Origin of the sequence: Agriterribacter sp., assembly GCF_035444585.1 — a bacterium.
GTDB lineage: Bacteria > Bacteroidota > Bacteroidia > Chitinophagales > Chitinophagaceae > Agriterribacter.
Genome location: NZ_DAOMOZ010000028.1, coordinates 1 through 15,084, shown reverse-complemented (window position 1 = coordinate 15,084; position 15,084 = coordinate 1). Strand labels below are relative to the sequence as shown.

General features: G+C 43.4%; 14 protein-coding genes. 10 read left to right on the top strand and 4 right to left on the bottom strand.

Annotated elements, in window-relative coordinates; translation table 11 throughout:
- The first annotated feature begins 100 nt into the window (after nt 1-100).
- Complete coding sequence (locus PLH26_RS05000; RefSeq protein ID WP_324584894.1) at nt 101-670, top strand: hypothetical protein; 570 nt, start codon at nt 101-103, stop codon at nt 668-670.
- A gap of 108 nt (nt 671-778) precedes the next feature.
- Nucleotides 779-1,414, top strand: a complete 636-nt coding sequence (locus tag PLH26_RS04995) for a hypothetical protein (protein WP_324584893.1) — start codon at nt 779-781, stop codon at nt 1,412-1,414.
- Nucleotides 1,415-1,452: 38 nt separating this feature from the next.
- Here PLH26_RS04995 and PLH26_RS04990 read toward each other — a convergent pair whose 3' ends face one another.
- Genes PLH26_RS04990 through PLH26_RS04980 form a run of 3 tightly spaced genes read right to left on the bottom strand, consistent with a single transcriptional unit; the run spans nt 1,453 to nt 4,714 of the window.
- Nucleotides 1,453-2,595: a glycosyltransferase gene (locus PLH26_RS04990; RefSeq protein WP_324584892.1), complete on the bottom strand. Its 1,143-nt coding sequence runs from the start codon at nt 2,593-2,595 to the stop codon at nt 1,453-1,455.
- Nucleotides 2,596-2,597: 2 nt separating this feature from the next.
- Complete coding sequence (locus tag PLH26_RS04985) at nt 2,598-3,689, bottom strand: glycosyltransferase (RefSeq protein WP_324584891.1); 1,092 nt, start codon at nt 3,687-3,689, stop codon at nt 2,598-2,600.
- A gap of 11 nt (nt 3,690-3,700) precedes the next feature.
- Nucleotides 3,701-4,714 (bottom strand): Gfo/Idh/MocA family protein, encoded by a 1,014-nt coding sequence (locus PLH26_RS04980; RefSeq protein ID WP_324584890.1) that lies wholly within the window; start codon nt 4,712-4,714, stop codon nt 3,701-3,703.
- Between the two features lie 120 nt (nt 4,715-4,834).
- Between PLH26_RS04980 and PLH26_RS04975 the strand changes: the two genes are divergently transcribed.
- The 7 genes from PLH26_RS04975 to PLH26_RS04945 all read left to right on the top strand — a co-directional run bounded on the left by PLH26_RS04975 (nt 4,835) and on the right by PLH26_RS04945 (nt 11,235).
- Complete coding sequence (locus PLH26_RS04975; protein ID WP_324584889.1) at nt 4,835-5,350, top strand: hypothetical protein; 516 nt, start codon at nt 4,835-4,837, stop codon at nt 5,348-5,350.
- A 101-nt stretch (nt 5,351-5,451) separates the two neighbouring features.
- Nucleotides 5,452-5,724 (top strand): 30S ribosomal protein S15, encoded by a 273-nt coding sequence (gene rpsO / locus PLH26_RS04970; protein WP_324584888.1) that lies wholly within the window; start codon nt 5,452-5,454, stop codon nt 5,722-5,724.
- Between the two features lie 157 nt (nt 5,725-5,881).
- Complete coding sequence (gene pnp, locus PLH26_RS04965; RefSeq protein ID WP_324584887.1) at nt 5,882-8,065, top strand: polyribonucleotide nucleotidyltransferase; 2,184 nt, start codon at nt 5,882-5,884, stop codon at nt 8,063-8,065.
- Nucleotides 8,066-8,129: 64 nt separating this feature from the next.
- Nucleotides 8,130-8,960 (top strand): 50S ribosomal protein L11 methyltransferase, encoded by an 831-nt coding sequence (prmA, locus tag PLH26_RS04960; RefSeq protein WP_324584886.1) that lies wholly within the window; start codon nt 8,130-8,132, stop codon nt 8,958-8,960.
- 61 nt (nt 8,961-9,021) lie between these two features.
- Nucleotides 9,022-9,666, top strand: coding sequence for a glycerol-3-phosphate 1-O-acyltransferase PlsY (gene plsY, locus PLH26_RS04955; RefSeq protein WP_324584885.1), 645 nt, complete (start codon nt 9,022-9,024; stop codon nt 9,664-9,666).
- 112 nt (nt 9,667-9,778) lie between these two features.
- Nucleotides 9,779-10,585 (top strand): M48 family metallopeptidase, encoded by an 807-nt coding sequence (locus PLH26_RS04950; protein WP_324584884.1) that lies wholly within the window; start codon nt 9,779-9,781, stop codon nt 10,583-10,585.
- A 137-nt stretch (nt 10,586-10,722) separates the two neighbouring features.
- Nucleotides 10,723-11,235: a hypothetical protein gene (locus tag PLH26_RS04945; RefSeq protein WP_324584883.1), complete on the top strand. Its 513-nt coding sequence runs from the start codon at nt 10,723-10,725 to the stop codon at nt 11,233-11,235.
- A 39-nt stretch (nt 11,236-11,274) separates the two neighbouring features.
- Here the strand turns inward: PLH26_RS04945 and dnaG are convergent, their stop codons facing one another.
- Nucleotides 11,275-13,218 (bottom strand): DNA primase, encoded by a 1,944-nt coding sequence (gene dnaG, locus PLH26_RS04940; protein ID WP_324584882.1) that lies wholly within the window; start codon nt 13,216-13,218, stop codon nt 11,275-11,277.
- 152 nt (nt 13,219-13,370) lie between these two features.
- Between dnaG and PLH26_RS04935 the strand changes: the two genes are divergently transcribed.
- Nucleotides 13,371-15,084: PKD domain-containing protein (locus PLH26_RS04935; RefSeq protein ID WP_324584881.1), on the top strand; the 1,714-nt coding region annotated here is incomplete at its 3' end.

Genomic DNA, 15,084 nt, shown 5'->3' with positions numbered 1-15,084 from the left:
TATATAAACATTTCCCGTAAAAAGATAAATGCGGTCTTAGAATAAGTCTAAGTATTAATTCACTATTTTTAGTGATCTATTTAATTAAAATTGATTCGGTATGAAAAAATTGACTTTTCAAATAGCTGTCGTTGCATTGATGGCAGCAGGCTTATCGTTGGCATCCTGTTCAAAAGAAGGTCCTGCAGGACCGGCCGGACCTGCAGGAGCAGCCGGGCCCGCCGGAGCACAGGGACCGGCAGGTGCTAAAGGCGATGATGGCACGGCAAATGTGATTTACTCAGAGTGGCTGGATGTAACATTTGACGAGAATGGCATAGCCATTATTCCTGCCCCGGGTTTGTCGAATGAAATATTGAATTCGGGAGCGGTAAAAATATATTGGAACCTCAGCACCGCCGACCAACCTTTAATTGTTTCTCTACCCTGTTCTGTGCTACCCAACATACTTTTTGATGCAGAAGAAACGGATCCAAATATTGTAATCGATCCATACCTCACGGCAGATACAATTATTCTGACCTCCAATTACGATGTGTCAAGTAGTCAGGGCATATCTCAGTTCCGTTACATCCTTATTCCCGGAGGCACACCGGCAGCACGTAAAGCAGCAGCCATTAACTGGAACAATTACGCCGAGGTTAAAAATTACCTGAATTTAAAAGATTAGTCAGCATTTCTCGAAAAGCCTGTGTACATCATTGCAAGTATTACAGGCTTTTCTTTTTTAAGTATATCACCACTTTTTCTATATTTGCATCTAATACGTTAAACCCGTATGCGGAATATCCCTACATTCCCGGTCATGCTGTTATTGGCATTTTCCCTGATATCGTGCCAGAAAGAATTATCATTTGAGAGCCCTTCACCAGGCAACAACAAGCCTGCATCGTTGCTGGGCGTGTGGAAATTCAACGAGCTTACCACGGCAGTGGAATCCGGAACATCTTTTGACTATGGAGGCGTTCCCGGAAGGATCGTAGCTACATATGCTACTACTACGCTAAACAACAAGGGCATTCTTACCATTACAGCCGATAAAATGGAAACCACAAATTTAGGCTATGCAATCGTAACCGATGTTAAAGTAAAAGCTTATGCGGGTGGGATATTGGTTGATGAGCAGGAGGATCACATTGATTTCGAACTGCCATCGAGCAGCGCCAGCAGTGATTATCAGCAAATAGGCAGCGATTCGCTCTATTTTCCAAACGGCTCCATTTTCGACATCCCGGATACCAATGGCCAACAGCTCCCGGGCGCTTCAGAACCATTTGGCGCCAGGTATGCCATTAGCGGCGACACGCTGTTTATACAATCCGCCCTAAACCGGTCAGCGATTACTATACAAAATGGCGTGGAATATGAAATCACTCAAAAAGTGGATGGCGTTTCCTCCTTTATAAGGCAATAAGAGTATTCCTCTTTCCTGACCCGGGCCCAGGTAAAGGCTCAGACAACAGCTTGCCGGTCCCATATCCATTCCATTAACAGCATGGCATTGCGCCGGTTATTAAAATATTTTTCAAGCAATTCCTGCCTGTCCGCTATCATTTCTTTTGTAAACGGCTGATGGTATAATGTCTCTATCGCCGCTATAAAGGCCTTGTCATTTTCCGCAATGGTACAGGCATTTTTCATACCCGTTCCTTCCGCCATGGCTGTGTTTGCAATGCAATGTCTTCCGCAAAAAAGAGCGTGTAAAAATTTCAGCTTTATTCCGGTAGTGGTAAAGGAAGGCAGCAGGTTGACCTGCGCACCCTGAACCAGTTGCTGCATTTCTGTTTGTGAAGGATTTTCGATTATGCTGATATGCGCATGAAGCTGCACTTCTTTTTTTAAGGTATGAGAAGGATTTTTACCGGCGATCACAAAAGGGATCTTCAAACCGGAAAACACATTTTTGATAAGCCATACAGCAGCCTGCTCATTTTCACTTACCGATAGGTTACCCTGGTACAAACAATACTCCCCTTTACCTCCCTTGCCTGCAACGGTATCCCAGGCCGTAAAAACAGGAAGATGGCGGATGTTCGCTGCACCGAATAATGACGCATATGAACCGGCATCCTTTTCCGTTACTGCAATAATAAGGCTGGCTTTTGAAGCAATCTTTCTTTCATAATGCTTCAGCAAAACACTTTCTACTGCATAATATATTCTATGAAACAAAGAAGCAGCATTGTGCGATAATTGCTGATAATATTCAAATTCGATATTGTGCAACCGCAAAATCACTTTCCTTCCTGCCAGCCTGTTTTTGTACAGCAGGTATGTGCTGTGTATGCCTTCTAACAGCACGGGATAACTATCTTCAGAAAGGTTTTGCAGTAATGCCGGATCGGCGCGTGAACCAACAATATATGGTATTCCCCCTGCAAGCGACTGCCAGCCCCGGGAACGTTTATAATACCGAACTGTATTACAATATTGCAGCAAGGCAACCTGCTTTCCCCTACCGTATTCATAACAATGCAAATGAATGATCACCCCTCTTTCATGCAGGTATTTCAACTTGTAATACAGATCGAATACCCCGCCGTAGTTGGGCGGATAGGGTACATCAAGGCAAATGATATGTAAGTGTTTCTCCAATCTTATTTCAATAGCTTGTTGTAAAATTCAATCAGCTTCTTTTCTTCATGCTGCCAGTTGTACACGGATCTTGCTGCCACACAATTTTGGCGAAGCTTTTCGTATAACGCCGTATCGGATAATAGCATATTAACCTGCCTGGCAATATTTTCGGACGACAAATCGGATATGAGCACAGCAACTTCAAATGCTGCATTGATTTCATGATACACCGGGTAGTCAACACAGATCTGTGGCACACCTGCGTGGATATAATCAAAAAAACGATTGGCCAGTGAGTAATAATTGCTCATGCCTTCCCTGTCAAACAACGTAAAGCCAATGGTGGCCAACGGCGTGATTTTTTTTAATGCCCCCGGAATAACCTTTCCTTTAAAAATAACTTTACTTTTTACATTGTATTTTTCAACCAGTTTTTTTGCCGCTTCCATAAAATTACCATCACCATATACGATCAACGGAACATCAATATGCTGCATGGCAGGAATAAGGGTTTCAAAGCTCCTGCCTTCATTGACGGCCCCCTGATATAAAAGAAAAGCCCCCGTTTTTGCCGCTTGCGGCTTTTCATTATCCAAAACCGCAATATTCCTGACTATGGCATAATCAACATTATACATTTTTTTGAACTCCTGTGCAATCGGCAAATTAACGGTATAGCCCAGCTTAAACCGGGGCACAGCAAAACGCTCTATCTTTTTCCAGAAGCGGTAAATATGCTTACGGTTCCGCACTTCTTTCATCTCGCAGAATAATTCATGTGCGTCGTATATCCCGGGTATGCCTTTTATGCGCGATACCCAATAGCATGGAAGAATGGTATCCAGGTCAATAGCACACAACGCGTCCATTTTTTTGAACAGCAGGAAAAAAAACAGGCGTATATTAAATTCAATATATAACAATTGCCCTTTTACAAACCGGCAACGCAACCGCACCTGCTGAAAATCGTGTGGTTGCAGCCTGGCAGCCCCTTTGAACTTCCGCCCTACAAGCACAACCTTATAGTTTTGACGCGACAGCGTACCGCAAATCCTGATCATGCGCTGATCATAAACGAGCTCATTAATTACAGTGAAATAAATTTTTTTCAAGGATAGTTATTTTAAAGAGAATTCATACCTGCATAGATCTTCTCAATTATCTCAACTGTTTTAATACCGTCTTCGGCCGTGGCAGACTCATGCTCCCCGCCATCAAGCCCTTTCAGTAGATTTTCATATACCTTATCATGATTGCTCATGCTCCCGGTATAAAAACCATACTCATTGGCGCCCTTGCTTTCGGGCAATAATGGAACGCTGTAAGCCAGGATACGCTGATACTCCAGCACATTGAGGTATTGCCCACCGATTTTTATAGTGCCCTTTTCTCCCAATATGGTAATGGAGCCTTCCATATTGCGCCCGAAGCTGTTTATGCTGAAATGCAATGATCCTACAGCGCCATTCATCATTTCAAACTGCACTATGCCGGTATCTTCAAATTCAATGCAATCCTGGTGCTGGAAATTGCGGCCAATAGCATTTATATTTTTTACATCACCCAGCAGCCAGTAAAGTAAATCAATAAAATGGCTGAACTGGGTAAACAGTATTCCTCCGTCTAATGCTTTGGTGCCTCTCCACGAATGCAGGTAGTATGCTTTGGGCCGGTTCCAGAAGCAATTGATCTGGAAGCTGTAAATCGTTCCCAATGTATTTTCCCGCATTATTTTTTTCAGTTCGGTCACCGGGGGATTGTACCTGTTTTGCTTTACAACAAAGAGCTTTTTGTTGTTTGCAATGGCTGCCTGCAACATATCATGTGCATCTTTTACGGTAATGGCCATTGGTTTTTCGCAAAGCACATGCATCCCACGCTCCAGGCAGGTTATTGCGTGCTCAGCATGCAGCCCGTTGGGTGTACAAATTGCGGCCACATCAATTTCTTTTTCGAAGCGCAGCATGTCATCAATATCATAGTACGCCTTTGATTGATATAGCGCCGCCATTTGATCTGCCTTTTGCCGGTTCACATCGCATACCGCCCGGATGCTTCCATGTTTTTTTATTTGTTCTGCATGCCTTACGCTTATTTGACCGCAGCCTATTATTGCGAAGCCGTATGATCTGCTCAAATCGTTTGATTTTTCCGGGAAATTACTGATTATCAAAAGTATTTTCGACTTTGAATATTTTAAATCGCTTTCAGGTATAAGAATCTTTTATTATCCTTGTATACTAAAACAATCAAAGACATGGAAAATTTTGAGCCCGGTCAGCCAGATGTAGTTTCTAAACCTGTCAGACCCGTATTCCTTACCGTTTTATGCATTCTTACTTTTATTGGGAGCGGGTGGGGCATTATCAGCGGCATAAGCGGCTACCTTACCGCAAATACCACGGCCGGTGTTGCGCAGGCGGCCATGCAGGATGCCAGAGAAGAGCTCGAAGACGAAGGAAATGCAGGATCCAGGTTGGCTGAAAAAATGTTATCGGGAACAAGCGAAATGCTCCAGCCTGCCAATATAAAAAAAAGCGCACTGTTCAGCATTGTTGCTTCCGTATTCACGCTTCTGGGAGCAATATTGATGTTTGGATTAAAGAAAACCGGCTTCTATAGTTATCTGCTGGGTACGGCTATAGGCATTGCGGGGCCGTTCATAGCTTTTGGGGGAGGAAATTTTGTTACGATCATAACTTCTTCGGCAGCTGCTTTTACAGGGATCCTTTTTGTGATACTGTATGGTTTGAATGTAAAGCATTTACGTTAAAAAATATTTCAGATAAATAATTCACGCTTTTATGATCTTTTACTAACTTTGCGGCCAAATTAGAAGAAGATATTATTGGGATGTTTTAAAAAAAAATTGAGATGCCAACATTAGTCGCCGACAAAAAAACGAAGATTTTCTCAGAATTTGGTGGAAAGGAAACCAATACAGGTTCTATTGAAGCGCAGATTGCCTTGCTGACAGAACGTATTGCACATATTTCCAGGCACCTTCAGCAGAACAAAAAAGATTTCTCCAGCAACAGGGGTCTGCTGCAACTGGTAGGGGAAAGAAAAAGCTTACTTGCCTACCTCAGTAAGCATAACCTTCAGGGTTACCGCGGACTGATTGAAAAGCTCGGACTCAGAAAATAACACATTCGTCAATTATAACTATTCCCAACCTTAATGTTGGGAATAGTAGTTTTATGACAATCGTTTATCATTTTATTTAACTACACGGTTTGCAATACCACTGTATTTACCACCCCACCGATACTTTAATTGCAGGCCATAAACTCAAATCATTTTTATGCTCTCTCAACCAATTGAAGTATCATTTGACCTGGGCGGCGGACGCACCATAACCATTGAAACAGGAAAGCTGGCCCGCCAGGCGGATGGCGCCGTTGTTGTACGCCAGGGAAATTGTATGATATTGGCTACCGCAGTAGCCAGCAAAGAACCAAAGCCCGGCCAGAGCTTTTTTCCGCTGAGCGTGGACTATATGGAAAAATTTTCCTCTGCAGGCCGTATTCCGGGTTCCTTTTTTAAGCGAGAAGCCAAACTTAACGACTACGAAGTATTGACCAGCCGTTTGGTGGACCGTGCATTACGCCCCTTGTTTCCTGAAGATTATTTCTGTGAAGTACAAGTAATTATAACGCTTATCTCAAGTGATATTGAGGTTATGCCGGATGCATTGGCCTGCCTGGCTGCCTCTGCGGCATTGGCGGTATCCGATATTCCCATCAAAGAAATTATTTCAGAAGTACGTGTAGTCAGAGTTGACAATGAATATATTGTTAACCCTACCCGAACCCAACTGGCAAAAGCCGATATGGATTTTATGATAGGGGCTACAGAAAAGAACCTGATGATGGTGGAGGGCGAGTCAAAAGAATGTACCGAAGAAGACCTTGTAAAAGCCCTTGAAGTGGCTCATGAAGCCATTAAACTGCAAATTAAAGCACAACAGGAACTGAGAGATAAAAAAGGGATTATTGAAAAAAGAGATTATCCCAGGCCTGCACAAAATGAAGAAATCCTCGAAAAAGTGAAAGCTTTTGCCAAAGATAAAATATACGAAATTGCCAGAGCAGGTTCTGCCAAGCACGAAAGAAGTGATGCTTATGCAAAGCTCAAAGAAGAACTGACTGCCAGCTTTGGCGAAGAGCCCGAAGAAGAGGACGTAAAACTCGCTGAGAAATATTTTGAAGACCTGCAATGGGAAGTGGTAAGAAATATGATCCTCGATGACCGCATCCGCCTGGATGGAAGAAAATTAGATGAGGTACGTACTCTGGCAATGGAAACCGATTTTTTGCCAACGCCACATGGCTCCGCATTGTTTACAAGAGGCGAAACACAATCGCTTACTACCGTTACATTGGGAACTCCTCTGGACGAGCTGCTTGTAGAAAGCGCTGCAAAGTCCGACTACTCAAAATTCATTTTGCACTATAATTTTCCACCTTTTTCGACCGGCGAAATTAAATTTTTACGGGCCCCAGGCAGAAGGGAGATCGGTCATGGTAACCTGGCAATGCGCTCGTTGAAGCAAATGATGCCCGGAAATGATTACCCCTATACCGTAAGAGTAGTGAGCGATATACTCGAATCGAACGGATCCTCTTCCATGGCTACCGTTTGTGCAGGTTCTCTCGCGTTAATGGATGCCGGCGTTCCCTTTCCCAAACATATAGGTGGCGTGGCCATGGGGCTTATCACGCGAGGAAGCGACAACAAATACGCTATCTTAACTGATATTCTGGGAGATGAAGACCACCTGGGAGATATGGATTTTAAAGTTACAGGAACGAGGGAAGGGATTTGTGGTGTGCAAATGGATATTAAAATAGACGGACTGAGCATGAATACCATGCGCGAAGCGCTGGAGCAGGCCCGCAAAGGACGTTTACACATACTGGATGCCATGTACAACTGCCTGGGAGCTGCACGCGAAGATGTAAAGCCTCATGCGCCACGAATGGAAAAATTGTTCATCGATAAGGAATTTATTGGTGCTGTTATCGGGCCGCAGGGCAAAGTAATACAGGAAATCCAAAGAACTACAGGCACAACCATTAATATTGAAGAAGTGGGCTCGGTAGGAGAAGTAAGTATTTTCTCTCCGGCTAAAGAAGGGTTGGATAAAGCGGTAGCATGGATAAAAGGGATCGTTGCAGTGCCTTCAGTAGGCGAGGTGTATGAAGCCACTGTAAAAGGAATAAAGGAATTTGGCGCATTTGTAGAGTTCCTGCCCGGTAAGCAGGGGCTTCTGCACATAAGCGAAATCAGCTGGAAACGCCTTGAGAGCATGGAGGGTGTGCTGAAGGAAGGTGATGTTGTAAAAGTAAAGCTGGTAGGGGTAGACCATAAAACCGGTAAATTTAAGCTGAGCAGAAAAGCGCTGATGCCCAGGCCCGACTTTGCGCCAAAGCCGCGACCCGCAGCAGACCAGGGACAGGGCGGATCAAACGCATCTCATAATTAATTTTATAACAGCTATTTATTTAAAAGCTGCCTGTTATCAGCGGGCGGCTTTTTAATTTTGCCTGATGGAAGAAAAATATATCGAAATAACTTTTGGGGTAGAAAGCAGTGAGCAGGGTGAAGTACTGATTGCACGTTTAAACGAGAACGTAGAAGCGGAAGGTTTTGAAGAAGGAGAGGGCTTTGTAAAGGTATACATTCCTGCAACGAAGTATGACGAAGGCGTATTTCATCAATTCGTAGGGTCGGGCACCCAATATTCCGTATCTGTTGTTAAAAATGAAAACTGGAATGCCATTTGGGAAAATAGCTTTGAGCCGGTAACAATTGAAAATTTTGTAGCTGTAAGAGCCCATTTTCATAAAAGCATAAAAAACGTAGCATATGAAATTATAATTACGCCCAAAATGAGTTTTGGCACCGGGCATCATGCCACTACAACTTTAATGCTTGAGAGCATGCGTCAGAACAACTGCGCAGGCAAAAAAGTGGCGGATTTTGGAACAGGTACGGGCATACTGGCCATTCTTGCCGAAAAGATGAATGCGGAAAAAGTGCTGGCAATTGATTGCGATGACTGGAGCATTGAAAATGCACGGGAAAATTTTGAAAAGAATAAATGTGGGAAAATACAGCTCATAAAAGAAGATCATTTCCCTGTTAGCGGGAAATGGGACATGATACTTGCCAATGTCAATCGCCAGGTTATTCTTTCCAATATGAAAAATTTTCATCAAAATTTAAATAATGGCGGCTTATTGATTATTAGCGGTATATTGCAGGAAGACAAAACGGAAACAGAAAGATCAGCCTTTGCTGAATCGTTTTTAACAGACAACATAAAGCAAAAAAATAATTGGCTTTGCATGTCGTTTAAAAAAGAAGGTATTGTTTAAAAGCGATGTTTAGTTGTAAAAAAAAGAATATATTTGCAACCTTACTTCAACCTGATATCTGATGAACGAACTTACACTGGTGATACTGGCATACCTGATAGGCTCTGTTCCTACGGCGGTATGGGTGAGCAGATACTTCTTTAATATTGATATACGGGATTATGGAAGTGGGAATGCCGGTGCTACCAATACATACCGGGTACTCGGGTATAAATGGGGCACCGTTGTAATGATCATAGATATGATCAAAGGATTCGCCGCAGTAAAGCTGGCTTACCTGCTGCCTTTTTATATTGTTGATGAATTTGCCAGAACGAATTTCCAGATAGGATTGGGATTGTGCGCTGTTCTGGGTCATATATATCCCATATGGGCTCAGTTCAGGGGCGGCAAGGGGGTTGCTACATTGTTCGGATTGGTGCTTGGCATTTCTCCCTGGACGGCTTTGTGTTGTATAGGCGTTTTTACACTTGTATTATTTCTTACCCGTTTTGTATCGCTCAGCTCCATTTTAGCCAGTTTGGCCTTTCCCGTATTCATCCTCGTTATTTTCAATGTAGACAATCATGCCTATCGCATTTTTGCCGTTGTAGTGGCCCTGCTCGTTATTCTTACGCATCAGAAGAATATTTCCAGGCTTTTAAAAGGAAGCGAGAACAAGGCGCCCATACTAAAATATCGTGACCGCAGAAAAATGAGGCGCTGATTTGATTTTTCGTCCCGGTTAAAAAAATAACACATTCGCATTATTTTTGGTATGACAATTGAATTATTCTATTGTCACATCAGCTAACAATACAGATTCAAATCAAAAACACATGCGCTTAAAATTATTCTTTATTGCCATATCGGCCCTTTTAACGGCTTCGTGCAGCAGGAACGCCATTACGGGAAGAAACCAGCTGCAATTGTTACCGGAGTCGGAATTGCAAACCATGGCTAAAACAGAATACCAAACCTTTCTTTCACAGAATAAAATCGTAAGCAGTTCGGTAAGCAAAGATGCAGAAATGGTAAAACGGGTAGGTAACCGCATTGCAAAAGCGATCACCGAATATTATACCGCCGAAAACAAAGGTGACATTTTACAGGGTTATCAATGGGAGTTTAATCTGGTAGATTCAAAAGATGTGAACGCATGGTGCATGCCAGGAGGAAAGGTAGTGGTATATACGGGCATACTTCCCGTTACGCAAAACGAAGCGGCACTGGCAGTGGTTATGGGACATGAAATTGCACACGCCATAGCGCAGCATGGTAACGAAAGAATGAGCCAGGGTCTCCTTGCAGAAGGACTGGGAACAGTGGGCAGCGTATTGACCTCAGGGAATCCCACAGTAAATAATATCTTCAACACAGTGTATGCGCCGGGGGCCCAGATTGGCGTGTTGTTGCCCAATTCCCGCAAGCAGGAATTAGAGGCCGACCAGTATGGATTGATTTTTGCGGCAATGGCCGGCTATAATCCCAATGAGGCGGTTCCCTTCTGGGAACGCATGGCAAAAGCCGGTGGCGGACAAAAGCCGCCTGAATTTTTAAGTACCCACCCTTCCGACGAAACGCGTATCGAAAAAGTTAAGCGTTATGCAGAAGACGCTATGAAATATTACAGGCCTGTAAAATAAACTGGACGGAGACAGATTTTCCTCTCATTTCATTTTTTTTATGATTTTTGCGGGCAATGCGCTGCAAAAGTTGGTCATGCCGCATAATTTTATTATCTTGCAACTCTTTTTGCAACAATTAAAAATTGTGTTGAAGCATGATGCAGACTATGTTTGAAAAACTTCAACTTACTGAAGAAAAGAATTTACTTATCCAGGGCCTTCCTTCCTCCATCGAAAAACAGTTTGCCAAGATCGCATTTGCCAAGAACGTTACTCCTTTGCTTAAGTCAAGAGGTATAGACTTTGCATTGGTATTCGCCATTAATGAAACCCAGCTAAATGGTATTTTAAAAGAAGTTTTACCCGCACTGGACGAAGGCGGGAAATTATGGATAGCTTATCCCAAAACCACTTCTAAAATTGTGAGTGACCTTAACAGAGACTGCAGCTGGAAAATGCTCAATCAAAATGGCTTTGAAAGTGAATATCAGGTAACGCTTGATCATGTGTGGACTGCATTGCTGTTTAAAAACTGCCGCCCCGCATCTGTTAAGGAATTGGCTCCCCGCATCAAAAGGGACAAAAATACCGTACTGATAAGGGTTCAGGCCAAACCCCGGGCAAGCCGTTACTCCGGCAGGGCCACAAACGCTGTGGCAGAAAAATAGCCTTCCATTTGCGGAAACCCTACATAGCAAAAAAATCGTTTATCTGAAGATCACTGTTCCATGGTCTTTGGTAAGCGCTATCTCAAGTTGTTTTAAATGTTGGTGTGTTTGCAATAAAGTAAGCTGGTCCTCAGAAGAAGATGCCGTTTCCAAATCACGCTGATTTTCATCCATCAGTCTTTTAATCTTTCTTAATTTAAGATAGTTCAGTGTTGAAAAAACCTCTTCCTTATAAAGGTCCTCACGTGTTGGCAGGGGGCCGTCGTAATGATCTTTCCAGTTGGCGCTTAATTCATAGCGGGTATCCATCAATCCTATAACCGCTGAGCTGAGCTGCACATCCGGGTGATATAAAAATTGTTTGGGGCCCGCATCAATGCCTTCTTTAATCCATGAACGATATGTTTCAATTACCATAAGCATTTCTTTATTATCTATCAGTTCATGCAATCCGCTGGCTTCAAACTCTTCAAAAATATAATCCGATACCTTGCGTCGCTCATCCCATGCATAACTTCCAAATTCAAGCAATGCCCTTGTCATATTCCGCTCAATTAATTCATCCTTATTCAGCAGCTTTAAAGGATCATCTCCATCTGCTACCGGCTCCTGTTCTGTTCCCACAGCAGCTTTCGCATCATCCGATACTGCTTTGATTTCCTGCTTTGTTATTCTTTCCCTTATGAATTTATTAACCAAAGCATTCAATCCTGCTTCGTCAATTTTAAGTAACTCCGAGCACTGTCTGATATAATCCTGCTGCCTGGTAAAATCTTCCGTTTTGTTGAGCCTCGATATGGTTTCGGCAATACGGTTAACCACAGCTGCCTTTTTATGGGAATCATTTCCTGCGTCTTTCAGCGACACTTCCAATTGAAAAAGAACAACATCTTTTTTATTACCGGCTACAAATTTTTTAAATGCCTCACTGCCTGTTTTTTTTACATAGCTATCCGGGTCGTCATTATCGGGTATCAACACCAGTTGTACCTGCAGTCCCTCCTCCAAAGCAAGGTCGAGCCCCCTTAACGCGGCTTTAATACCCGCCGCATCGCCGTCATAAATAATGGTAAGGTTAGAGGTGTACTTTTTTATGAGCCGCAGTTGATCAGCAGTTAAGGATGTACCGCCACTGGCTACTACATTTTCAATGCCTGCCTGGTGCAATGAAATCACGTCTGTATAACCTTCTACCAGCAAACATTCATCGGCTTTATCAATTGCCTGCCTGGCGAAATAAGAGCCATAGAGTATTTTGCTTTTACTGTAAATTTCATTTTCAGGTGTGTTGATGTATTTGGGAGCCCTGTCGTTTTTACCAATGATGCGGGCGCCAAAACCAATGATCTTACCGGTTTGATTGTGTATGGGAAAAGTGATGCGTCCCCGGTAGTTATCCACCAGTTGATCATCTCTCATTACTACCAGTCCGGTTTTTTGCAAATAGTCCGGATTGTATTGCGCTGCCACAGCGGCTTTTGCAAATGCATCTCTTTGCCTGCTGCAATACCCGATCTGAAATTTATCTATAACAGGAGCATTGAACCCCCGCTCTTCGAGGTAGCTCAACGCTATGTCCCGGCCTTCTTCACTCCGGAGCAGAAGATCGCTGAAAAATTTTTGTGCAAAATTATTGATGATATAAAGACTATCGGCAGTTTGATGCAACTGCCGTGTGGCGGGGCTTACCTCTGTTTCCTCCACTTCCACATTATACCTGTTTGCCAGCCAGCGCAGGGCTTCGGCATAACTGTATTTTTCATGGTCCATCAAAAATCCGATGGTATTTCCACTTTTCCCGCAGCCAAAGCATTTATAAATTTCCTTGGCAGGCGAAACGGTGAAAGAAGGCGTTTTTTCATTGTGAAAAGGACATAGCCCCAGGTAATTTGTGCCTCTTTTTTTAAGCTTTACAAAACTCCCCACTATATCTATAATATCAATCCTGGCAAGGATTTGCTGTATGGTATTTTGTGAAATCAATTAAAAATCAATTGGTGATATTGTTACAAGTTAACACCTGCAAAGCTATCCATGAATTTTTTTTTAAGGAAATGGTTTGCAACAATTTAAAAATATATTATACGTTATTACCACTGTTGTCTATATCCTCGAATAACTAAGAATAATTTCCTATGAAGAGAATTATACTGTTCGTATCCCTGCTGTTATTGACATATGTCAATTCAAATGCAGGCAATATCCCGGTAGGAAGTCCATCCGCTTTAACAGCGGATTTTTCGGCTTCTGTAACATCGGGTTGTGCGCCTTTGGTCGTAGCGTTTACGAGCACATCAACCTTTAATGCAGGCGATCCGATTGTAAGTTATACCTGGGATTTTGGAGATGGCACTACAATTACTACACCTGATGCTACGCCATCGCATACCTATACAACAACAGATCCTTTTGAATCATTTACGGTTACCCTTACGGTTACTTCACAAAGCAGCGGAACACATTCAACTGCAAAATCTTCTTTTATAACCATTTATGAAAAGCCCGTATTTAGCATGGGCAATGATACCTCCGTTTGTGCGGATGGGGGACAGTTGTATTTTACATTACCATCGGGATATGATTCGTATAGCTGGAGCCAGGGTACGGCAACCACACCCTTTGCCTCGTTAACTCCTGCCACAGGCGTTAATATTTTCTGGGGTCAGGTAACCAGCGGTACATGCGTAGTTAGAGACACAATAATTGTAACTGGAATTGCAGGTTTAACCGGAAAATTTGGATATCAGATACTGAACACTTGCGGAACGATAGATGTGCAGTTTTATGACAGCTCTTTTTCATGTGATCCTCTCGACCCTGCAAATTATTGGGAATGGGTGATGGATGAGGATTATGCCAACGGAAAATATGGCGAACAAAACCCGGTATACAGTTTTTCTACAGGTGGAACGCATACGATATCTTATTCCGTTATGAACAATGGGGAAATGGACCTCATAGATTCAACCATAACACTTCCCAATCCAACTTCCGGCCCTGCCCCTGTTGATCTGGGTCCGGATAAAAACATTTGCGTTGGTGGTAGTATACAGTTTGATGCAGGCTCGGAACCCGGCGCTACTTATGTATGGACACCGGTTACAGGCCTGAGCAGCACTTCTGTATACAATCCCGTTGCCAGTCCGCTGGTAACAACTACCTATACGGTTACCAAAACCAAATGTGGCATTGAAGCCGCGCCGGCAAGCGTAACAGTAAATGTAAACCCACCGTTGGTCGTGAATCTTGGACCCGACCAAACCATGTGCACCGGCGGAACGCTCACCCTTGACGCAGGAGTAACCGAGGCTACCTATCAATGGGGCAGCACTTACAGTCCTGCGTACGCATTCATGACAGCCAAAACGGTAATTGCATTAGGCCCGGGCAGCTATTGGGTAACCGTTACCAAAAACGGCTGTGTTGCAAAAGATACCATTGTTATTACGGCAAAACCCGCTGTTGATCCCATGTTCACTTATATGCAGACCGGTTTTTGCGGTACGCTTTCGGTAGGTTTTACCGATGCTTCCATACCATGCAGTGGCAGTATAGTGAATTATGTGTGGGATTTTGGGGATGGCAGTCCTGCTGTTTCCGGCGATAATCCAACAATATCACACAACTATGCCACTGCCGGCACATATCATGTAACCCTTACGGTAACTACCAGTGGGGCTGTTACAGATTCCTACGAACAAGATATTATTGTTACGGGAGGAGGTGGTCCCGTAGTGGACCTGGGCGCCGATGCAGCCATCTGTGCCGGTGGTAACATTGTTCTTGATGCAGGCAACCCCGGTGCAACCTATTCATGGAGCACGGGAGAGTCAACGCAGACCATCACCG

Bases quoted from the DNA above. Each gene is read 5' to 3' on its own strand.
- PLH26_RS05000 (WP_324584894.1), top strand. From the start codon at position 101: ATGAAAAAATTGACTTTTCAAATAGCTGTCGTTGCATTGATGGCAGCA.
- PLH26_RS04995 (WP_324584893.1), top strand. From the start codon at position 779: ATGCGGAATATCCCTACATTCCCGGTCATGCTGTTATTGGCATTTTCC.
- PLH26_RS04975 (WP_324584889.1), top strand. From the start codon at position 4,835: ATGGAAAATTTTGAGCCCGGTCAGCCAGATGTAGTTTCTAAACCTGTC.
- rpsO (WP_324584888.1), top strand. From the start codon at position 5,452: ATGCCAACATTAGTCGCCGACAAAAAAACGAAGATTTTCTCAGAATTT.
- pnp (WP_324584887.1), top strand. From the start codon at position 5,882: ATGCTCTCTCAACCAATTGAAGTATCATTTGACCTGGGCGGCGGACGC.
- prmA (WP_324584886.1), top strand. From the start codon at position 8,130: ATGGAAGAAAAATATATCGAAATAACTTTTGGGGTAGAAAGCAGTGAG.
- plsY (WP_324584885.1), top strand. From the start codon at position 9,022: ATGAACGAACTTACACTGGTGATACTGGCATACCTGATAGGCTCTGTT.
- PLH26_RS04950 (WP_324584884.1), top strand. From the start codon at position 9,779: ATGCGCTTAAAATTATTCTTTATTGCCATATCGGCCCTTTTAACGGCT.
- PLH26_RS04945 (WP_324584883.1), top strand. From the start codon at position 10,723: ATGATGCAGACTATGTTTGAAAAACTTCAACTTACTGAAGAAAAGAAT.